The sequence below is a fragment of the Streptomyces niger genome (assembly GCF_000718305.1).
GTDB lineage: Bacteria > Actinomycetota > Actinomycetes > Streptomycetales > Streptomycetaceae > Streptomyces > Streptomyces niger.
The window spans coordinates 57,487-77,277 of the sequence record NZ_JOFQ01000028.1 but is presented as its reverse complement, the minus strand read 5'-3'; the positions used below and the strand labels follow the sequence as shown (position 1 = coordinate 77,277).

Annotated in this window: 14 protein-coding genes, 1 tRNA gene and 2 pseudogenes; 1 reads left to right on the top strand and 16 read right to left on the bottom strand. The window is 71.1% G+C overall.

The features are described from left to right. The 3 genes and pseudogenes from IF20_RS33580 to IF20_RS33575 all read right to left on the bottom strand — a co-directional run. Window positions 1-784 (bottom strand): annotated as a pseudogene (locus IF20_RS33580) (ADP-ribosyltransferase); the annotation flags it as partial. Window positions 785-1,769: 985 nt separating this feature from the next. Continuing rightward, a pseudogene (locus IF20_RS41050) lies at window positions 1,770-1,925 on the bottom strand (IS701 family transposase); the annotation flags it as partial. 128 nt (window positions 1,926-2,053) lie between these two features. After that, window positions 2,054-2,138, bottom strand: a tRNA-Leu gene (locus IF20_RS33575). A gap of 327 nt (window positions 2,139-2,465) precedes the next feature. Between IF20_RS33575 and IF20_RS33570 the strand changes: the two genes are divergently transcribed. After that, window positions 2,466-3,032: a GNAT family N-acetyltransferase gene (locus IF20_RS33570; protein ID WP_052869206.1), complete on the top strand. Its 567-nt coding sequence runs from the start codon at window positions 2,466-2,468 to the stop codon at window positions 3,030-3,032. Between the two features lie 84 nt (window positions 3,033-3,116). Here the strand turns inward: IF20_RS33570 and IF20_RS33565 are convergent, their stop codons facing one another. From IF20_RS33565 to IF20_RS33505, 13 genes are all read right to left on the bottom strand, one after another. Beyond that, complete coding sequence (locus IF20_RS33565; protein WP_110944795.1) at window positions 3,117-3,500, bottom strand: chorismate mutase; 384 nt, start codon at window positions 3,498-3,500, stop codon at window positions 3,117-3,119. Window positions 3,501-3,761: 261 nt separating this feature from the next. Then, window positions 3,762-4,832, bottom strand: a complete 1,071-nt coding sequence (locus IF20_RS33560) for a sugar phosphate isomerase/epimerase family protein (RefSeq protein ID WP_052869205.1) — start codon at window positions 4,830-4,832, stop codon at window positions 3,762-3,764. Window positions 4,833-4,852: 20 nt separating this feature from the next. After that, window positions 4,853-6,295: a nucleotide pyrophosphatase/phosphodiesterase family protein gene (locus IF20_RS33555; protein ID WP_052869204.1), complete on the bottom strand. Its 1,443-nt coding sequence runs from the start codon at window positions 6,293-6,295 to the stop codon at window positions 4,853-4,855. Beyond that, complete coding sequence (eboE, locus tag IF20_RS33550; protein WP_052869203.1) at window positions 6,292-7,617, bottom strand: metabolite traffic protein EboE; 1,326 nt, start codon at window positions 7,615-7,617, stop codon at window positions 6,292-6,294. The genes IF20_RS33555 and eboE overlap by 4 nt, the downstream gene beginning before the upstream one ends. Before the next feature lie 15 nt (window positions 7,618-7,632). Then, window positions 7,633-8,481 carry a TatD family hydrolase gene (locus tag IF20_RS33545; RefSeq protein WP_052869202.1) on the bottom strand — a complete coding sequence of 283 codons (849 nt, stop codon included), beginning with the start codon at window positions 8,479-8,481 and terminating at the stop codon, window positions 7,633-7,635. Window positions 8,482-8,486: 5 nt separating this feature from the next. Further along, entirely contained in the window at window positions 8,487-9,425 is a 939-nt protein-coding gene (locus IF20_RS33540; RefSeq protein ID WP_199896878.1) for an EboA domain-containing protein, read from the bottom strand. Between the two features lie 17 nt (window positions 9,426-9,442). Next, window positions 9,443-10,396, bottom strand: coding sequence for a sugar phosphate isomerase/epimerase family protein (locus IF20_RS33535; protein ID WP_234426938.1), 954 nt, complete (start codon window positions 10,394-10,396; stop codon window positions 9,443-9,445). Between the two features lie 224 nt (window positions 10,397-10,620). After that, on the bottom strand, window positions 10,621-11,904 hold the full coding sequence (locus IF20_RS33530; RefSeq protein ID WP_234426937.1) for an SCO3242 family prenyltransferase: 1,284 nt from the start codon (window positions 11,902-11,904) through the stop codon (window positions 10,621-10,623). Then, a complete protein-coding gene (locus IF20_RS33525; protein ID WP_110944792.1) occupies window positions 11,901-13,178 on the bottom strand; it encodes an inositol-3-phosphate synthase in 1,278 nt (425 codons plus the stop codon). Before IF20_RS33525 ends, IF20_RS33530 begins: the two co-directional genes overlap by 4 nt. Window positions 13,179-13,331: 153 nt before the next feature. Next, window positions 13,332-14,723, bottom strand: coding sequence for a ThuA domain-containing protein (locus tag IF20_RS33520; protein ID WP_052869201.1), 1,392 nt, complete (start codon window positions 14,721-14,723; stop codon window positions 13,332-13,334). A gap of 162 nt (window positions 14,724-14,885) precedes the next feature. Beyond that, the gene (locus IF20_RS33515) at window positions 14,886-17,339 is read right to left on the bottom strand and encodes a PQQ-dependent sugar dehydrogenase (RefSeq protein WP_052869200.1); all 2,454 of its coding nucleotides are present in this window, start codon (window positions 17,337-17,339) and stop codon (window positions 14,886-14,888) included. Window positions 17,340-17,528: 189 nt separating this feature from the next. Next, on the bottom strand, window positions 17,529-18,536 hold the full coding sequence (locus tag IF20_RS33510) for a sugar phosphate isomerase/epimerase family protein (RefSeq protein WP_052869199.1): 1,008 nt from the start codon (window positions 18,534-18,536) through the stop codon (window positions 17,529-17,531). Between the two features lie 14 nt (window positions 18,537-18,550). Further along, on the bottom strand, window positions 18,551-19,723 hold the full coding sequence (locus IF20_RS33505; RefSeq protein ID WP_052869198.1) for a Gfo/Idh/MocA family protein: 1,173 nt from the start codon (window positions 19,721-19,723) through the stop codon (window positions 18,551-18,553). Window positions 19,724-19,791 lie beyond the last annotated feature (68 nt).

Sequence of the window (19,791 nt, the reverse complement as noted above, 5' to 3'; positions counted from 1 at the left end):
TCTGCACGCCGGGCGAGACAGCGAAAGCCAGGCCGGTCACCAGCTGCGCCAGCCCCTTCCACGCCTGCCCCGCAGCATCCCAACCATCAACACCCACCAAGGTGCCCAACCCCTTGATGGTCCCCCAGATCCCGTCAACGACGATCCCGTCCCACGCGAAGGACTTCACCCAATGGCCGACGTCGTACCAGTGGTGCTTCAGCTCCACCGGATCGCCCCACGGCACCTTCGCGTTCTTCAGATCCTCCGCCCTGAAGCCGTACTGGTGCTCCTTCTTCGAGCCGTCCCCGGCCACCATCTTCGGGCCGTTCCACAGGGCAACGATCTTGTTGTAGCAGGTACGCTCCGCCGCCCAGAAGGCGGCGACGGTGGCGTTGATGTCGTCGCGGATCCGATTGTGCTCGGCCGTCAGCTCGTCGTCGTAGTCCGCGTCGTCATCGTCCTGGTGATCCCGGATGAAGGCTTGTGCCTGCTTCTTCAGGTCCTCCAGCTTGGTCTTCAGCGGCCGGATCTCCTCCGCGTAGTCCGCCAGCGCCGCGGCAACGGTCTCCAGATCATCGGCGAAGGCATCGGCCCGGTCCTTCACCGGCTTGGTCGTGGCGAAGAGCTGCTCGGCCTCCGGAGCCTTGTAGTACGCGGACAGGCCCTGGAAGTGGGAGTGGACGTCCGCCCCGGTGGAGCGGATGTTCGCGGCATCCTTCTTCAGCGCCGCATAGTCCTTCTCCAGCGTCCCCAGGTGCCCGGTGTACTGCGGAATCGCCTCCGGCTCGAGGTTGATCTTCACGAGGCCTGTCCCTTGAACTGCTTCACGGACAGGCTGGGAGGGGTCGAAGCCCCCAGGCTGCCAGCCGGCAACTCGCTCCTACTGCAGCGTCCACTCGCGTCTCCCCCGACGGCGATCACCCCTGCGCCCGCCGCAGCGGACTGCAGCCCCCGGCCCGTCACCCGTACACCCCCACGTTCCATCAGTCAGCTGCCCACCGTCCTGGGGCCGGCGGGGAACACCCCCATGCCGAACCACGGCAATTACGACAGCAGTGCGAAAAAACCATTCTCACAACTGGCAGCTAATGAATCAATCAGCCCCCTTCACGCCATGCGGACGACAGACGTAACGAGGGAAGAACTGAGCGAGGGCGACCGGACCACTACTGCTCCTGCGCAGCGTTTACAGACCGCTCAGGCCCTTACGTCGCACCTGAAATCCCAGTCATGCTCCCCAGCCAGTTCCCGGACGCTGAAGCGGGGCGGGCCGATCCCTTGCCCCGCCTGCATCCAGCAATCTGCTAACCAGTCCCGCACCCAGTAGGTCGGGGCACTCACCACGCACCCCATGTGCTGGAAATCCGACAGCACACCCGTTGCCCTCCTCACACCACACCCCAGACCGCCTCAGAACCATTTCCCGCACACCAGGGCGTTGGCGCGCAGCAGTGGCCAGGCCCGGGAGGTGGCCGGGTCCTGGTGCTCTCCAGTGAAAACGCGTTCGTAGAAGGCGAAGCGAAGACGCGGTGCCGCTGTCGCAGAAATCCTCTGAGCGGACCGCAGGGCCCAGGCGGTCAGCGGCCTGGTGCGGGGCTCGGCCATCGCAGCCGTGACAACCCTGGAATGCGTTGGCGATGCCCTTGGGAAACCTCCTGCGATCCCTCCGCCTGCGGCCCCTGTCCTGCAAATCAGTGTCTGGTTGCCGGCTTGGGTTCACTGGTCGGGCAGCGTGGTTCACTCGCCGGTGTGAAGCAGGGTTGTTGCTGCATTCACCTTGCAGACTGCCAGCCGCGCCAGGTGCGGCCTTTGAAGTGCTCCAGGCCCAGGCCGTGCTTCCGTTCGCGGTAATCGTGCTCGATACACCAGCACATCTTGGCCCGCCGCCCAGAGCCGCGAGCGGGGGGGGCGGGCAGGTTGGTCATCCAGTAACCGGTGGGCTCCCTCGTCCCGGCGCCTGTTCGACCAGCAGCGTACGCCGAGCTCGGCGTACGCATGGACTATCACCACGCACAAAGCAAAGTGCTGGTCGGGATCGTTCCCGGCCAGCACTTCGATGGTGAGAGAGTTGTGTCCGAGGGGGGACTTGAACCCCCACGCCCGATAAAGGGCACTAGCACCTCAAGCTAGCGCGTCTGCCATTCCGCCACCCGGACCAGGTGTCGTCGGCGCGGGGCCTTGCCCGCGGCGACATGGACAACAATACCAAGGTTTCGGAGTGGGTTTCACACCCGTATCCGCGGGGACATAAGTGACGCTTATGGGAGGGGCGGGGCAGGTGACGAGTGGCCCTCGTCTTGGCGTTTGCGCTGATCACGGCATGTGTTGGGGAGTGGTACGGATGGTTACCAGCGGTGGGTGGGGTGTGGGAGAGGGGGGCGGTGTCGGGGCGAGCGGCCCTCGGTCCCGGCTCCGCCTGCGTCTCCGGGAAGGGTGGGTGAGCTGCTGGCGGGGAGCCATGGTGATCCCCGTACGCTCCTCGTATGACTGTGCGATCGACTGACCACGAATCGCTCGAGCCGTTTGTGTCCGGCCTCACGGTGCGGCATCCGCGCCCCTCGGACCACGCGGCGCTTCAGGGGGCGCTGACCGACTGGTGGGGCGGTATGGGCGGCGAGGCGGGTGCTCAGCAGCGCCGTCTTCTGGTGCCGCGGCTGTTCCTGCAGCACTTCGCGGGGACGAGCCTTCTCGTGGAGGAGCCTGACCCGGCGGGCACGAGGGGCGGGGCGGCGCTGCGGGCCTTCCTCATCGGTTTTCTGTCCCAGACCGATCCCGACACGGCCTACATCCACTTCGTGGGTGTGCACCCGGAGGCGCAGCGCGGGGGGCTGGGCAGCGCCCTTTACCAGCGGTTCTTCGACCTCGTCCGGGAGCACGGCCGGTCCCGCGTCCGTTCCATCACGAGTCCGGTGAACCGGAACTCCATCGCGTACCACACTCGGATGGGGTTCCGGATCGAGGCGGGCGACCGTACGGAGGACGGGGTGGAGGTGCACACGGACTACGACGGGCCGGGGCTGGACCGCGTGTCGTTCGTACGGGAGCTGTGAGGGCGCCGGCAGCGAGTGAGCCGTGCCCTTGAGGGCACGGCTCACTTGCACAGGAGCGGCGGTCGGTGATGCCCCGGTGGGGTGTCAGCGGCCGTTCTCTTCTGCTTCGGCGTTCTTGGCGATCGCTTTGTGGTGGCGGACGACCTCTTCGATGATGAAGTTGAGGAACTTCTCGGCGAAGGCCGGGTCGAGTTTGGCGTCTTCCGCGAGGCGGCGGAGGCGGGCGATCTGGGTGGCCTCGCGGGCCGGGTCGGCGGGCGGCAGGCTGTGCCGGGCCTTGAGCTCGCCGACCTGCTGCGTGCACTTGAAGCGCTCGGCGAGCAGATGCACCAGCGCGGCGTCGAGGTTGTCGATGCTGCCGCGCAGGTACAGCAGCCGCTCCCGCGCCGCCTCGTCCGATACCGAAGCCGCGTGGGAGCGCGGGGCTTCGCCGGTCGTGGTCGGCGTGGTGGGCGTCCACTCGCTCATGTCGTGTCGCCAATCTGGGTCGGGTAGTGCGTGATCGTGGGGCACACTACCCGGCCCGGACGAGGAGCACGTAAGGGGCGGAACCGCCGTCTCACGGAGCGGCTACCCGGAACGGCAGCCGTCCTGACAACCGTCCTGGCCGCCTTCGGGCAGCCGTCCCGACCACCTTCCTGGCAGCCGACCTGGCAGCCGTCCTGACAGCTGCTCTGCCTGCACGATGCACGAAGGGGGTGTGAGGGGCGGCGGTGTCGGAAGGCGGTGCTAGCCGCGCAGGTGACGGAGGTAGCTCGCGGAGCGGCGGGCCGTGGTGAGGGAGCCGGCGGGGTTGGCGGCGGGGTCCACGGCGTCGTCGCGTTCGACGAGCCAGTTGCGGTACTTGCGACCGGGCAGGCGGTCCACGCGGCTGATGAAACGGCGATAGTCGATGTCGCCGTCGCCCACGTCGACCATGTGGTAGCCGTCCCGCTCGGCCTCGTCGTGCTCGCCGTCCTTGACGTGGAAGAGCGGGTAGCGGGCCGGGGCGGCGAGCACGTAGTCGAGCGGTTCGAAGGGTGCCGGGGAGCCGTCGGGGCGCTTGGAGAAACGGTGCTGCGCCACGTACGCCCAGTAGATGTCCATCTCCAGCCGCACGAGGGAGGGGTCGGTCTCCGCAAGGAGGACGTCGTAGAGCCGCACCTTCGGGTCGTCCGTGGCGAAGGCGAACTCCTCCGCGTGATTGTGCTGGTAGAAGTACATGCCGCGGGCCCTGGCCGCCGCTCCGTAGGTGTTGAAGTCCTCGGCGGCACGCTTCCAGCCGTCGACGGTGTTCCCGTAACGGTCAGGACCGGAGGCGGTGCCCACGTACGGCAGGCCGAGGGCCTCGGCGTCGTCGAGCACCTTCGTGAGGTTGGTGGCGAAGGTGTACGCGTTGGGGTCGGAGGAGTAGTAGCCGACGTGGCTTCCGATGCCGCGCAGCCCGTTGTTCCGCAACAGTCGCTTCAGCTGGGCCAGGGTGATGGGCCCGGCCGAGCCTTGGGTGTACCCGGCGAACTCGACCTCGTCGTATCCGTAGCGGGCCAGTTCCTCGAAGACTCTGGCGAAGCCGAGGGACGAGGTCTTGTCGCGGAGGGTGTAGAGCTGGATGCCGAGGCGGCCCGGCGGGACGACGGGGCGGTGGCCGCCGACGGTCGCGGCGTCGAGGGCCCGGCCGGCCTGCGCGGCCTGGGCCTGCGAGGCGCCGAGGACGGCCGCGGCGGTGGCGCCGGCGGCCACGCCGAGGAAGCCTCGGCGGGCGAGGGTGCGCGCGAGCTCGGGGTGGCGTGAGGTGCGCGGGTTGGGAACGTCGCTGGTCATTACGGCTCCAAGGTCGATTGTCAGTGCCGTGCGGCAAGCTTGAGGAGCAAGGACTTCACGTCGGTCGCAGCGAGGGGGGTGGTGAGCGTGCCTGCGGTGGAACAGATCAGGACGGGTCCGTCGTCCTCGTGGTCCGGGATACGCCCGTGACTGCCGCGTACGGGCTCGGGATCGAGGGGGACGACGGCCATGCGGTAGCGCATGCCGGTCTTCTTGCGGGCGAGCGCGGTGGCGGCGCGTAGCCGTACGTAGGGGTCGCGCGGGTCCATGAAGAGTTCGGCGGGGTCGTAGCCGGGTTTGCGGTGGATCTCGACCAGGCGCGCGAAGTCCGGTGCGCGCGCGTCGTCGAGCCAGTAGTAGTACGTGAACCACGCGTCGGGTTCGGCGACGGCGACGAGTTCGCCGGCGCGCGGGTGGTCCAGTCCGTGCTGCTTCTTGCCCGCGTCGTCGAGGAGTTCGGCGATGCCGGGCAGGTCCGCGAGGGCTTCGCGGGTGGCGTCGAGGTCCTCGGGGCGGCGTACGTAGACGTGCGCGATCTGGTGGTCCGCTACGGCGAAGGCCCGGGAGGCGGTCGGGTCGAGGTATTCCATTCCGTCCTGGGTGTGCACCTCCAGCAGGCCGGCCCGGCGCAGTGTGCGGTTGATGTCGACGGGGCGGCGGGCTCGGGTGATGCCGTATTCGGACAGGGCGACGACGGTGACGCCGGCCGAGCGGGCGTCGTCGAGGAGGGGGGCGATGACGGTGTCGAGTGCGGCGGCGGCCGCGTGCGAGCGGGGGTCGTCGGGGCCGTAGCGCTGCAGGTCGTAGTCGAGGTGTGGCAGGTAGCAGAGGGTGAGGTCGGGGTGGCGGGTGCGCAGGACGTGGCGGGTGGCGTCGGTGATCCAGCGGGAGGAGGTGAGGGAGGCCGTGGGCCCCCAGTAGGTGAAGAGGGGGAAGGGGCCCAGCAGGTCGGTGAGTTCGTCGTGGAGGGCGGGCGGCCGGGTGTAGCAGTCGGGTTCCTTGCGGCCGTCGGCGTAGTAGATGGGCCGGGGTGTGACGGTCCAGTCGACGTCGGCACCCATGGCGTACCACCAGCAGATGTTGGCGACGGTGTAGCCGGGGTGGGCGCGGCGGGCCGCGTCCCACAGTTTGTCGCCGCCGACCAGGGCGTTGTGTTGCCGCCAGAGGTGGACCTCGCCGACGTCGCGGAAGTACCAGCCGTTCCCGACGATGCCGTGCTGGGAGGGGAGCGCGCCGGTGAGGATCGTCGACTGCACCGTGCAGGTGACGGCCGGCAGGACGGTACGCAGCGGAACGTACGAGCCGTCCGTGGCCAGCGCCTTCAGGTGCGGCATGTGGTCGAGGAGACGGGGCGTGAGGCCGACGACGTCGAGGACGAGGAGGGGCTGGGGTGGCGCTGCGGGGTCGGCGGGGGCCGCCGCGGTGTCGGCGGAGTCGCCGGGGCTGCTCTCGGGCGCGGTCATGGCAGCTCCTTGAGGCCGAGGTCGGTCAGCAGGTCACGGGCGAGGGCGAGTTCGGCGGCGATGCCGTCGGCGAGCCGGGCACGGGTACGCGGCCGGAGCTCGGGCGGCAGGGCCTGCCAGGTGTACGTCTCGACCTCCAGGTGGTGGGTGCGCGGTGGCGCGGCCGGGCCGACGAGACGGGCGAGCGTGTCCTGGAGCACGGGCAGGGTGGAGGTGAGGGGTGCCTGCGGCGGTGCGTGCAGCGGTACGTGGAAGTGGGCGCGCCACGGTGCGCCGGTGGGTAGCCCCGGACCGCTCCCCCGATCGTGGTTTCCGAGCGCCTCGTCGAGGTCGTCGGTGGCGAGCAGTTGTCCCTGCGCGGTGCGGGTGCGGGTCTGGTGCAGGAAGCGAGGTTCGGCGAAGGCATTGAGGGCGTCGCGGACCTCCGCCCGCTCGGGATGCTCGGCGTGCAGGGCGGCGGAGAGCTGCGTCTTGACGACGGGGATGCCCGCGCGGTGCAGGGCGTCCAGCGCGGGACCGGGTTCCTCGAAGGAGGTGGCGAGGTGGCAGGTGTCGACGCAGACGCCGATGCGGTGGGTGGGGACGGTTGGTGTGCCTGGCGTACCGGTCGGCGTGCCTGGCGTACCGGTCGGTGTGCCTGGCGTACCGATCAGGGCGTCCGTACCGGCCAGGGCGTGTGTCTCGGGCAGGGCGTCCGTACCGGTCAGAGCTCCCGTACCGGTCAGGGCGTCGAGGGCGTCCGCGAGTGTTTCGATGGTGCAGCCCGGCTCCGGTTCCAGGCCGACGCGGATGTTGCGGCCGGTGGTGTCCTGGAGCGCGTCCAGGCGTGCGCTGAGGGTGCGCAGCGCTTGCAGTGCGGTCGCGCGTCGGTGCTCGTCGAAGTCCGTACGCCAGGCGAGCGGAAGGGTGGAGATGGTGCCTTCGGTGGCGTCGTCGGGCAGCAGCGCGGTCAGCAACCGGGCGAGGTCGGTGGTGTACTCCAGCCGGGCGGGCTCGGTCCAGTCCGGCCGATAGACCCGGTACTTGACTTGGCTGTCGCCGAACCCTTCGTACGGGAAGCCGTTGAGGGTGACCACCTCCAGGCCGCGCGAGTCCAGCTCCTTGCGCAGGAGGCGGAGGGCCGAGGGATCGGTGGACAGCACGCGGGCCGCGGCGCGCGCCAGCCAGAGGCCGATGCCGAGCCGGTCGCGGCCGAGCCGTTTGCGTACGGGCTCGCAGTGGTCGCGCAGCTGGTCGAGGACGCCGTCCAGCGTTTCGGCCGGGTGGACGTTGGTGCAGTACGCGAGGTGGATGGTGGAGCCGTCGGGGTGCCGGAAACGCATCGGTTCTTCGCCTCCTCATTCCCCGCCGCGGAGGATGGAGTTGCCCTCGTGGAGGGCGCCGGGGTCGGCGATGTCCAGGGTCAGCCGCCCGCTTTGGCCGTAGAAGGCGACGGGGTTGCGCCAGAGCACCTGGTCCACTTCGTCGTCGGAGAAGCCGGCCGCGAGCATGGCCTCGCCGACGTGCCGGGTCTTCAGCGGGTCGCTGCGGCCCCAGTCGGCCGCGGAGTTGACGAGCACCCGCTCCGTGCCGTGCACGCGGAGGATCCGCACCATCCGCTCCGGGTCCATCTTGGTGTCCGGATAGATGGAAAAGCCCAGCCAGCAGCCACTGTCAGTGGCATCCCCTACGGTTGTTTCATTGAGATGGTCCAGGACGACACGATCGGGGGGAAGGTCGGATTCGCGCAGGACGTCGAGGGTGCGTTTGAGCCCGGCGGCCTTGTCGCGGTGGGGGGTGTGGACGAGGGCCGGCAGGCCGTGGTCCGCGGCGAGTTGGAGCTGAGCGGCCAGAGCGTGGTCCTCGGCCGGGGTCATCGAGTCGTAGCCGATCTCGCCGACGGCGACGACCGAGTCTTTTACGAGGTAGCGGGGCAGTGCGTCGAGGACGGGGGTACAGCGGGGGTCGTTCGCCTCTTTGGGGTTGAGCGCGATGGTGCAGTGATGGGCGATGCCGTGCTGGGCGGCCCGGAAGGGCTCCCAGCCGAGAAGGGAGTCGAAATAGTCGAAGAAGCTCGCCGGTGAGGTCCGCGGCTGCCCCAGCCAGAAGGCCGGCTCGACGAGGGCGCGCACGCCCGCCGCGTACATGGCCTCGTAGTCGTCGGTGGTGCGGGAGGTCATGTGGATGTGCGGATCGAAGATACGCATCGGGGTTACGCCTCCTCGGAGGACGGGCCGAAGGACGGACCGGTGGACGAGCTGGCGGACGGGCCGGTGGACGAGCAGCTGGCGGACGGCCTGACGGACGGGCCGGTGGCCGAGCTGGAGGGCGATCTGACGGACGGGCCGGCGGACACGTCGGCGGACAGGGGGGACATCTGGGTGAGTGCGAGGACGCGAGGAAGATCGTCGGGTACGGGACGGCCGGCTGAGGTGCGTTCGCGGGCGTAGTCGCCGAGCATGCGGGCGAGTTCGGCGTCACCGCGAGAGCGTTCGGCGAGACCGGCGACGGCGTCCACCGACACACCGGTGAACAGGCACTTGAGCACGGCGTGCCGCCAGGCGTGCGCATCGAGATGCCGTGCGGCGTACGGGCCCACGGCCGCGGCGACCAACCGCGTGTCGTTCGTCCGCAAGGCGTCCTCGATGAGCGGCACGCCGGCACGACCGTCGGTGCCCAACGGCAGCTGCGGCAGTGCGGAGAGTACGGCCCGGCGCTCGGCGGCCGTGCCGTGCTCGTAGAGCCGAGTGACGGTGGGGCCGTCGGCTCGGGCGGCGCACAGGATCAGCACGCGCGCGGCTTCGGCGGCCTCCGGGTCGGCATGATGCGGCGGTTCCCCCCGCACGCAGTGCCGCCCGGCGGACGCGAACCGCATCTCCCACACGGCGGGGGTGGGAGTGTCTCGGGCGGGAGCGGGGGTCGCCGGAGCGGTTGCGCCGGAGGCTGGTGCCGCCGGGGTTCCCGGGCCGGGGGCGGGTGCCGCCGGGGTGGCTGCGGCGCGGGGGCCCGTGATGGTGTCCCCGGGGGCGGGCCTCCGGGCGGTGGCTCCGGATGCGGCGGCGTGGGCGGTGGCTTCGGCGAGGGCCTCGTCCAGCCAGGCGCGGGCGCCACCACCGAGGCGGTCGCGGAGCGCCTTGTCGAGACGGGCGATCCAAGCGTCGTCGGGGGTCAGGACGAGTCACCTCCGTTACGGGTGGTGGCGGTTGCGGTGGCGGCGGTTGCGGTGGTGGCGGTTCGGGCTGGGGACTGGAGAGTCTTGGTGAGAGTGGAGCGGAGGAAGTGGAGGGAGGCTTGGGCCTGGGTGGGGCCGGCGTGGGAGTGGCGGGGCAACTCGACGCTCACCAGGCCTTGGTAGGTGGTGTCGCGGAGGGCGGCGAGCACCGGGGGGAAGTCGATCTCGCCGTCTCCGAAGGGCAGGTGCTCGTGGACGCCGCGACGCATGTCCTCCAGCTGGACGTGCCGCGTCCAGGGGGCGGCGGCGCGTATGCACTCAGCGGGTGTCAGCGGTTCCAGGCACTGGCAGTGGCCGATGTCCAGGGTCAGCCCGAGTACGGCCGGGTCGGGTTCGCACATCAGCGTACGGAGGTGATGGAAACCGGCGAGGTCGGAGAGGAGGTGTCCGGGTTCCGGCTCCACGGCGAGCGGCAGCCCGGCGTCGGAGGCCGCCTCGGCGACCGGGGTCAGGGCGGCGGCCAGGCGCTGCCAGGAGTCGGTGTCCTTGCTGCCGGGATCACGTATGCCGCTGAAGCAGTGCACGGCGATGGCGCCCAGGTCGGCGCCGATGCGTACGGCGGTGCGCAGCAGATCGGCGCGGGCGGCGCGAGCCTGCGGGTCGGGGTCGATGAGAGTGGGGTGGTGTTTGCGGCGCGGGTCGAGTACGTAGCGGGCGCCGGTTTCGATGGCGACGGCGAGATTCGTGGCTCGTAGTGTCTCGGCGACCCGCGCGGTGCGGGCGGCCAGGCCCGGGGCGAGGGGGTCGAGATGCATGTGGTCGAGGGTGAGGGCGACGCCGTCGTAGCCGAGGTCGGAGAGGAGGGAGAGGGCGTCGGTCAGGCGCAGGTCGGTGAGGCCATTCGTTCCGTAGGCGAGGCGTAGCGGCGACGGGGGCGGGGGCGAAGCCATCGGCGAGAGCGGGGCCGTTGGTGACAGCGTTGTCGGCGCCGATACCGATGCCGGTGGCGGTGACAGTGGCAGTGGTGGTGGCGATGCCGGTGTCGATGCCGATGACGGTGGCGGCTCCGATACCGGTGCCGGTGGCGATGACGGTGCTGGTGCCGGTGGCGGGGGCGGTGCCGGTGAGTGGTGGGGGGTGTTGTTAGGGGACGGTGGTCGCGGGGGTGTCGGCGTCATGTCGGGCTGACCTTTCGGGACAGGCGACGGGCGACGGGGATGAGGGCGAGCACCGTGGACCCGATGACCGGCGCACCGGCTCGTGCGGCGAGGGCCGCCTGCAACGGGATCATCGCGCGGATGCCGCCGCCGACGGCCCGCTGGAGGAAGTACGGCGACGGGTTGAGCGCGGCGACGAGGAGGGGGCGGGCAGCGGTAGCGGCGTAACCCGCGGCGAGGAGCGAGGCGATGGTGGTGGAGGCGGTTGCCGATGTCCGAGCCGTGACGGTCTCGGTGCGCCCGGGGCTGCGGGACGCGTGGGGGCCGCGGGAGGGGAAGCGAGCCCCTGCGGCGTGGGACAGGGCGGTGATGGCTGCCAGGGAGAGGAGGGGCAGCGCCGTGGAGGAGCCTTGGGTCTCGCGGCGGGAAACGGTGGTGACCGTGAAGGTGTGGGCGCCGAGCAGGGCGGCCGAGGGGAGGGCGCGACGAGCGGCAGGGGACGTGGGAGCGTCGGGTGCGGTGGTGGCGATGGCGCCTTGGAGGAGGTCGAGGGTGCGGGCGCAGGCCATCGCTGCGGGGCCGGCGGGGGTGTTCTTGAGGTGCAGGTCGTAGGCCCACACGGTGGCGGCCAAGGCGGTGCCGGTAACCAGGGCCGGGCGGCCGGCGGCTGCCGCGAAGGCGAGGCCGGCCGCCGTGAGGCCGCCGGCCGCCGCGAGGGCGGCGGTGGGGGTGATGCGGCCGGAGGGTAGGGGACGGTGCGGGCGTTCCAGGGCGTCGATGTCGCGGTCGGCCCAGTCGTTCAGGGCCATGCCCGCCTCGTAGAGGAAGAGGGAGGAGAGGGTGGCCAGGGCGGTACGGGTGTTGGGGCGCAGGCCGGCGGCCGCGGCACCGGCGAGGAGGTCGCCGGGGACGCTGGCCGGTGCGGAGATCCGTAGCAGCTCCGCCCAGTCCCGTGGTGAGCCCGAGGAACGGGGGGAGCGGGAGTCGGCCGCCCTCGCGGAGCGGGAGTCGGCCGCCCTCGCGGAGCGGGAACGGGCCGCCCTCGCGGAGCGAGCCGCCGGGGTGTCCGGCCCCGACGCATGTCCCGGAGGCCCCGACGCATGTCCCGGAGGCGCCGGTGGCCCCTGGGCGCCCGTACGGCGTCTCACGCCGGACAGGCCCACCGGGGCGTTCAGGTGAGCGAGGCGGTGGGGACCGGAACGACGGGCTCGGGGGGACAGGCGGAGGAAGCGGGAGGAGGACGGGAGGAAGGAGCGAGGGGGCAGGTGGAGGAAGCGGGGGAAGCGGGGGAAGGGGGTCATGCGTGGGCCTCCCGGAGTCGGGTGGCGAAGGTGGTGGTCAGGGCCGTGTACTGGTCGGCCAGAGCCGCCGGGCCGCCGTCCGGGTCCTTGAAGAAGAAGCCGAGTTCGGGGAGCGGGCCGCTGAGACCCGCGGCGTGGGCGGCGGCGACCAGGCGGGCCAGGTCGAGCACCAGCGGTGCGGCGAGCGCCGAATCGCAGCCCTGCCAGATGGTCTGGAGGATCACTCGGCTGCCGAGGAAGCCGTCGACCGCGATGTGGTCCCAGGCCGTCTTCCAGTCGCCCAGCGCCGGGACGTTGTCGATGTGGACTTCACCGGGCGGGAGTTCGCCCAGGGTGTCGCGGAGTACGGCGGCCTTGCCGGCGTTCTTGGCCGCGGCGGCGGCCGGGTCGGCGAGTGCGGCACCGTCTCCGCCGCCGAGGAGGTTCGTACCGGACCAGGCCCGTACGGTCAGCGCGCGCTGGGCCATCATCGGTGCGAGGACGGAGCGCAGCAGGGTCTGGCCGGTCTTGCCGTCCCGGCCCGCGTACGGGAGTCCGCTGCAGCGGGCCATGTCGCGCAGGACCGGGTGGTGCAGGCCGGTGGAGGGCGTGAAGTTGACGTACGAGCAGCCGGCGCGCAGGGCGGCGAGCGCGTAGCGGGAGCTGGCGGGGAGGCGGTCGGCGGAGGGCCGCTCGCCGGCACCCTCCCCGCCAGCGCTTTCGGTGCCCGGCGCGGCTTCCGTCGATGCGACGTTGATGACGACCACGCGGTCCAGGTCGTGCGTGCGGCGGAAGGTGCGCAGGTCCGTGGCGAACGCGGCCACCAGGGCTTCGTCGTCGCGGGTGTCACCGGGCTGGGGTCCGCCGGGGCGGATCTCGGCGTCGGCAGCGGCGAGTTCGGTCTGCAGCGAGCGGGGCAGGCCATGGGGCAGGACGCCGCCGGCGGCCAGTTGTTCGGCGCGCTTGGGGAGCGGGCAGGACGTGATGTCGTGGCCGCCGAAGACGAGGGAGTCCAGCGGTGGCAGCGGGACGTCGGCGAAGGCCGCCGACTCGGTGACCATGCCGGTCGGTTCGTGCAGGCCGGCGACGAGTGCCGCGCAACCGGCGACGACGGTCGTGGCCACCGAGCCGCGGGCGCCGATCAGCCATACGCCGGTGCGGCCGGTACCGCCGCTACCACCGGTGCGACCAGTACCCTCAGTACCGCCAGTACCGCCAGTACGGCCGGCGCCCGGATCACCCGGGCCACCCTCCCGCCTCGCCGTCTCCTGGCCCGTACCCGTCCCCTTGCCCATGCGCCCTCCCGTATCCGTTGCTGTACTGCCGTACTGATGCACTGCCGTACCGCAGTCGTGCTGCCGTACCGCCGTACCGCCGTAAGAAGCCGTGCCCGTCATCTCATGCGCGGAGCAGCCCCGTCCGAGGCCCTGTCAGTCACCACCCCCGCCCTACGCCCCCTTCTCCCCCAGCGCCTTGATGCGGATCTGGCGGAAGGAGACCTTGTCGTCGGGGCCGTGGTTCTGGATGCCGACGTAGCCCTGGCGGAGGGAGCGGGCCGGGTCGTGGTTGGTGAAGTCGTTGATCTTGCGGCCGTTGAGGAACACCTTCAGGCGTTCGCCCTGGACGCGGATCTCGTAGGTGTTCCACTCCCCCGGCGGGTTCAGGGCGGCGTCCCTGGCCTTGATGTCCGCGGCCTTGAAGCCGTAGACGGAGCCGGTGGTGTGGTCGGGGGTGTCCGTGGCGTCGATCTGGATCTCGTAGCCGTTGTTCACGGCGGACCAGGGGTCGTCGGAGGCGGGGAAGCCCACGTAGACGCCGGAGTTGTCGTCGCCGGACTCGCCGGCCATCTTCCAGTCCAGCTTCAGGGAGTAGGCGTGCTGCTCCTTCGCGGCGTACCAGAGCATGCCCATGCCGCCGTCGGAGGTGAGCGTCCCGTCGTCCTCGTTCAGGGTGAAGGAGCCGGGGCCCGCCTGCTTCCAGCCCTCAAGGCTCGTCCGGGTGCCGTCGAACAGGGGGGTGTAGCCCTTCTCCGGGCGGCAGTCGGCCTGGGCGAGGCCCGCGGCGTAGCGGATGCCGCCGAGGAGGTGGGTGCGGAAGGCGGAGTCGGCGTAGGACTCCTTGGTGTGGCCCGCGCCGGTGTAGAAGGCGCGGCCGCCGCGGTACTCCTGGCACCAGGCGAACGGGTGGTCCGCGCCCATCGTGCCGCCGGTGTACGTCGATTCGTCGAGGGTGGCGAGGACGTGGGCGTGGTCGCGCGGGTTGGTGCGGTAGTTGTACCACTCGTCGGTGCGTTCCCAGGCCGCCGGCAGGTGGGCGGTGGCGGGGTGGGCGCGGTCCTCGATGCGCAGGGTCGCGGGCTGGATGGCCGGGTGCGACTGGAAGTAGGCGCCGGCCAGGCCGCCGTAGAAGGGCCAGTCGTACTCGGTGTCGGCGGCGGCGTGCACGCCGACATAACCACCGCCGGCGGCGATGTACTTCTCGAAGGCCGACTGCTGGGTGGCGTCGAGGACGTCGCCGGTGGTGGAGAGGAAGACGACGGCGTCGTAGCGGGCGAGGTTGGCGGTGGTGAAGGCGGCGGCGTCCTCGGTGGCGTCGACGGCGAAGCCGTGCCGGGCGCCGAGGTCCTTGACCGCGGCGATGCCCTCGGGGATCGAGTCGTGGCGGAAGCCGGCGGTCTTGGAGAAGACCAGGACTCGGGCGGTGTCGGCCGCGCTGCCACCGTCCGGGGAGGCGGCGGCGCCGGGCAGGGCCATGGTGGCGAGCAGGGTGGCGGCCGCGGCGGCGGTGATGCCGAGCCGCTGTACGGCCTGGCGTCTCGCTCTGGGCTGGTGCGGGTGCATGTGCGGAGTCCTTCCTCCAGCGGCGGCGGGGGGGGGGTGGCTGGGCAAGGGGCCTCTGTGCAGGGGTGTGCGGGCCTGGAGCCTGCGGCACGGGTGATCGGCGGGTGTGGGGCGGACGGGCGGGCCGTACGGTCCGCCCGTCCGCCCCACACCATTGGTGCGCTACTTCGTCGTGATCTCGAAGTCGTCCACGTCGTACAGCGCTCCCGTGCTGCTGCCCTTGAAGACGAGGTACAGCGTCGTCGTTCCGGCGGGCGGCTTGGTGAGGGCGGTGCTGACGTCCGTGTACGTCTCCCAGCCGCCGGTGACCGGCACCTTGGCCGTACCGAGCAGCTTGCCGTCGGGCTTGCCGGTGCGGATCTCCAGCGTGCCGCCGGCGCCGGCCGAGGCGACCCGGGCGGTCAGCTTCGTGGCGTTGGAGACGCGGTACGGGGTGAAGCCGATCCAGTCGCCGTTGTGGATGTCGCCGACGGTCTTGCCGCCGTGCGCCGGCGTGTGGTCGACCGCCTTGACGCCCTTGGAGGTGCTGAAGTGCTCGGCCTGGCGGTGCTTGGGCTGGGTGACGTTCTGGTCGTGGGTGGTCAGCGCGGGCTGGCCGTTCGCGCCCTTGTCGGTGTACTCGGCGTCGAAGACCCCGAAGATGTTGGCGTTGGGGTCGTGCTCGCCGTCGGCCAGCGTCTGGATGGTGCCCTCGCAGCCGTTGGCCGAGGTCACGGCGTGGCCGTGGTTGTCGTGGCCGAGGATGTGCGTGACGGTGACCTTGGAGCAGTCGATCTTCCCGTCCTCGGGGTCGGCGACCTTCACCTTGAAGGGCACCTTGTCGCCGAAGGTGAACAACTGCCCGTCACCGGGGAGTTGGAGCGTCACGGACGGCGCGGTGTTGCCGACGGTGAGGTGGACGCTGGCCGAGCCGGTGCGGCCCGAGGGGTCCTTGGCGGTGACGGTCGCCGTGTAGGTGCCGTTCTTCTTGTACGTATGGGTGGGGTTCTGCGCGGTGGACTTAGTGCCGTCGCCGAAGTCCCAGGCGTAGGTGAGCGCGTCACCGTCCTGGTCGGTGGCGGTCGCGCTGAACTTCGCCTTCAGGGGTGCCTGGCCCGAGGTGCGGTCGACCTTCGCCTCGGCGACCGGCGAGTGGCCGTCGGTGGCATTCTCGATGCGGTACAGCGCGGAATGCTCGTCGCCGCCGAACCAGCTCAGCCCGTAGTCCAGCACGTACAGCGCGCCGTCCGGGCCGAAGGACATGTCCATGATCTGGGTGCCGCTCCAGGGGACCGGGTTGATCGACTGGACCTTGCCGTCCGCGTCCTGCTCGATCCGCTTGATCCACTGGCGGCCGAACTCACCGGCGAAGAAGTCACCGTCGTAGGACTCGGGGAACTTCACCTTGGAATCGGAGTTCGCGTCGTAGCGGTAGACCGGGCCGCCCATCGGGGACTCCGAGCCACTGCCGAACTCCGGTACGGAGTCGTTGTCGTACGGGATCCAGGCGGGCTGGGCCGGGGGCAGGTCGGTCAGCCCTGTGTTGTGCACGGATGTGTTCTTGGGGGCGGCGCAGTCGAAGGACTCGCCGGACGTGCCGGTGGCGAAGTCGTAGTCGACGTAGGCGTCGTTGTTCCCGGTGCAGTACGGCCAGCCGAAGTTGCCGGCCTTGGTGACGCGGGCGAACTCCACCTGTCCGGCCGGGCCGCGGGTGGGGCTCGCGGCGCCCGCGTCGGGGCCGTAGTCACCGACGTAGACGATGCCGGTGGGCTTGTCGACGCTCATCCGGAAGGGGTTGCGGAAGCCCATCGCGTAGATCTCTGGCCGGGTCTTCTCGGTGCCGGGCGCGAAGAGGTTGCCCTCGGGGATGTCGTACGAGCCGTCCTCGTTGACCTTGACGCGCAGGATCTTGCCGCGCAGGTCGTTGGTGTTGCCGGCGCTGCGCTGGGCGTCGTACGCGGGGTTGCGGTCGGCGCGCTCGTCGATGGGCGTGTAGCCGTCGGAGGCGAACGGGTTGGAGTCGTCGCCGGTGGAGAGGTAGAGGTTGCCCTGCGCGTCGAAGTCGATGTCACCGCCGACGTGGCAGCAGGTGCCGCGGGAGGTGGCGACCTCCAGGATCTTCTTCTCGCTGGCGGTGTCCAGCGTGCCGTCGTCCTTCAGGACGAAGCGGGAGAGCCGGTTCACGCCGTCGAACTTGGCGAAGTCGGCGGCGGTGCCGTTGTCCGGCGCATCGCCCGCCGGGGTGTCCAGCGGGGGCGCGTAATAGAGGTAGATGAAGCGGTTGTCCTTGAAGCCGGGGTCGACGCCGACGCCCTGGAGGCCCTCTTCGTCGTGGGTGTAGACGGGGAGCTTGCCGGCGACCTTGGTGTCGCCGGTGGCGTCGGTCAGCCGGAGCGTGCCGTCGCGGGAGGTGTGCAGGACGGAGCGGTCGGGGAGGACGGCGAGCGACATGGGCTCGCCCACCTCCGCCGCGCCCTTGGCGAGGGTGACCTGCTGGAAGTCCTCCGCGGTGGGTGCCGGGGCGGCGGCCGGGGCGGCGACCGAGGGGGTGCTGCCGAGCGAGAGCGAGCCGGCCGCGAGCAGACCGCCGGCGAACAGGGCGAGGGTGGAGCGGATTCTGCGACGTCTTCTGTGCACGCGGTGCCTCCCGGGCGGGTCGATTGCCGTGCGGTGGGCGGTGCTGGGGAGTTCAGTGCGCTGTGCGAGCCGTCATGTACGTGTACGTGACACCAGGGGCGAAAATAGCTGCCTTGGCCCGCTGTGGATAGACCTTTGACATGAGGGAAGACGACTTCTGCCCTCAGCAGGACAAAGACGGGCGGCCCGTCAGGCATCCGAGCGGCCGAACGCCGCGTCGAACGATGCCGTGGGCGGCTCGAAGTCGTACGTCTTGAGGCGGGCCAGCGCCTCCGGAGCGCCCTGCAGGCGGTCCATGCCGGCGTCCTCCCACTCCACCGAGACCGGCCCCTCGTACCCGATCGAGCGGAGCATCCGGAAGCAGTCCTCCCAGGGGACGTCGCCGTGGCCCGCCGAGACGAAGTCCCAACCGCGGCGCGGGTCGCCCCAGGGCAGGTGGGAGCCGAGCCGGCCGTTGCGGCCGTCCAGACGCTTCCTGGCCTCCTTGCAGTCCACGTGGTAGATCCGGTCGCGGAAGTCCCAGAGGAAGCCGACCGGGTCCAGGTCCTGCCACACGAAGTGCGACGGGTCGAAGTTGAGGCCGAAGGCGGGCCGGTGGCCGACGGCTTCGAGGGCCTGGTGGGTGGTCCAGTAGTCGTAAGCGATCTCGCTCGGGTGGACCTCGTGGGCGAAGCGGACGCCCTCGGCGTCGAAGACGTCCAGGATCGGGTTCCAGCGCTCGGCGAAGTCCTCGTAGCCGCGCTCGATCATGCCGGGCACGACCGGCGGGAACATCGCGACCAGGTGCCAGACGGCCGAGCCGGTGAAGCCGACGACGGTGCGGACGCCGAAGGCGGCCGCGGCCCGCGCGGTGTCCTTCATCTCGGCCGCCGCCCGCTGCCGTACGCCCTCGGCCTCGCCGTCGCCCCAGATGCGGGCGGGCAGGATCGCCTCGTGCCGCTCGTCGATGATCGCGTCACAGACCGCCTGACCGACGAGGTGGTTGGAGACGGCCCAGCACTTCAGTCCGTACTTGTCGAGCAGCTGCCGCCTGCCGTCGAGGTAGCCGGGCTCGGACAGGGCCCGGTCGACCTCGAAGTGGTCGCCCCAGCAGGCGAGTTCGAGCCCGTCGTAGCCGAAGTCGCGGGCCAGCCGGCAGACCTCCTCCAGGGGAAGGTCGGCCCATTGGCCGGTGAAGAGAGTGAACTGGCGTGGCACGGTACGGGACCTCCTCAGGCCGATACGGGGGTGTAGACGCAGTTCTTCGCGGCGCTCTCCTCCACCGCGGCCAGCACGCGCTGCACGCGCAGCCCCTCGGCGAAGGACGGCGTCGGGTCGGTGCCGGCGGCGATGGCGTGCACCAGGTCGCGGGCCTGGTGCACGAAGGTGTGCTCATAGCCGAGGCCGTGGCCCGGCGGCCACCACCCCTCCAGGTACGGGTGGTCCGGCTCGGTGACCAGGATGCGGCGGAAGCCGGCCGCGACGGATGGTTCGGTGTGGTCGTGGAAGGACAGTTCGTTGAGGCGTTCCAGGTCGAAGGAGAGCGAGCCGCGGTCGCCGTTGAGCTCGATGCGGAGGGCGTTCTTGCGGCCCGCGGCGACCCGGCTGGCCTCGAAGGACGCCAGCGCGCCGGAGGCGAACCGGCCGGTGAACAGCGCCGCGTCGTCCACCGTCACCTCGTCCGTGCCGCCCGAGGGCAGCGGGCGCTGCCGTACGAACGTCTCGGTGACGGCCGAGACCCCGGTCAGCGCCTCCCCCGCCAGGTACTGCGCGAGGTCGACGATGTGCGCGCCGAGGTCGCCCAGGGCGCCGGAGCCGGCGCTCTCCTTGCGCAGCCGCCAGGTCATCGGCGCCTCCGCGTCGACCAGCCAGTCCTGGAGGTAGGTGGCGCGCAGGTGACGCAGCCGGCCGAGCCGGCCCTCTTCGACGAACCGCCGGGCGAGTGCCATCGCGGGCGTGCGCCGGTAGTTGAAGCCGGTCATGGCGATCCGGCCCCGGGTCCGGGCCGCCTCGGCCGCCGCCACCATGGCCTCCGCCTCCGCGACCGTGTTGGCCAGCGGCTTCTCGCACAGCACGTGCTTGCCGGCTTCGAGGGCCGCGATGGCGATCTCGGCGTGGCTGTCGCCGGGCGTGCAGATGTCGACCACGTCGACGTCGTCGCGGGCTATCAGGGCCCGCCAGTCGGTCTCCGCCGCGGCCCAGCCGAGCCGGTCGGCGGCGGCGCGCACACCGTCGGCGTCCCGGCCGCAGACGGCGTTCATGGCCGGGCGCAGCGGCAGGTCGAAGACCCGGGCCGCGGTGCGCCAGCCCTGGGAGTGGGCGGCGCCCATGAAGGCGTAGCCGACCATGCCGATACCCAGTGCGGGGCGGCCGTCGGGGGTGGGGTCCTGCGCGTTGTCGTCCATACATCACCTCATCGGTGGAGGTCAGGTGTGGGGGAAGGCGGGCGCGGCCGGCGGCGCGTGGCCGCCGG

What these genes read in the sequence shown, in the direction of transcription:
- IF20_RS33505 (WP_052869198.1), bottom strand. Translation starts at nt 19,723, where the DNA reads ATGGACGACAACGCGCAGGACCCCACCCCCGACGGCCGCCCCGCACTG.
- IF20_RS33520 (WP_052869201.1), bottom strand. Translation starts at nt 14,723, where the DNA reads ATGCACCCGCACCAGCCCAGAGCGAGACGCCAGGCCGTACAGCGGCTC.
- eboE (WP_052869203.1), bottom strand. Translation starts at nt 7,617, where the DNA reads ATGCGTTTCCGGCACCCCGACGGCTCCACCATCCACCTCGCGTACTGC.
- IF20_RS33530 (WP_234426937.1), bottom strand. Translation starts at nt 11,904, where the DNA reads ATGACCCCCTTCCCCCGCTTCCCCCGCTTCCTCCACCTGCCCCCTCGC.
- IF20_RS33560 (WP_052869205.1), bottom strand. Translation starts at nt 4,832, where the DNA reads ATGACCAGCGACGTTCCCAACCCGCGCACCTCACGCCACCCCGAGCTC.
- IF20_RS33545 (WP_052869202.1), bottom strand. Translation starts at nt 8,481, where the DNA reads ATGCGTATCTTCGATCCGCACATCCACATGACCTCCCGCACCACCGAC.
- IF20_RS33570 (WP_052869206.1), top strand. Translation starts at nt 2,466, where the DNA reads ATGACTGTGCGATCGACTGACCACGAATCGCTCGAGCCGTTTGTGTCC.
- IF20_RS33555 (WP_052869204.1), bottom strand. Translation starts at nt 6,295, where the DNA reads ATGACCGCGCCCGAGAGCAGCCCCGGCGACTCCGCCGACACCGCGGCG.
- IF20_RS33565 (WP_110944795.1), bottom strand. Translation starts at nt 3,500, where the DNA reads ATGAGCGAGTGGACGCCCACCACGCCGACCACGACCGGCGAAGCCCCG.
- IF20_RS33525 (WP_110944792.1), bottom strand. Translation starts at nt 13,178, where the DNA reads ATGGGCAAGGGGACGGGTACGGGCCAGGAGACGGCGAGGCGGGAGGGT.
- IF20_RS33535 (WP_234426938.1), bottom strand. Translation starts at nt 10,396, where the DNA reads ATGGCTTCGCCCCCGCCCCCGTCGCCGCTACGCCTCGCCTACGGAACG.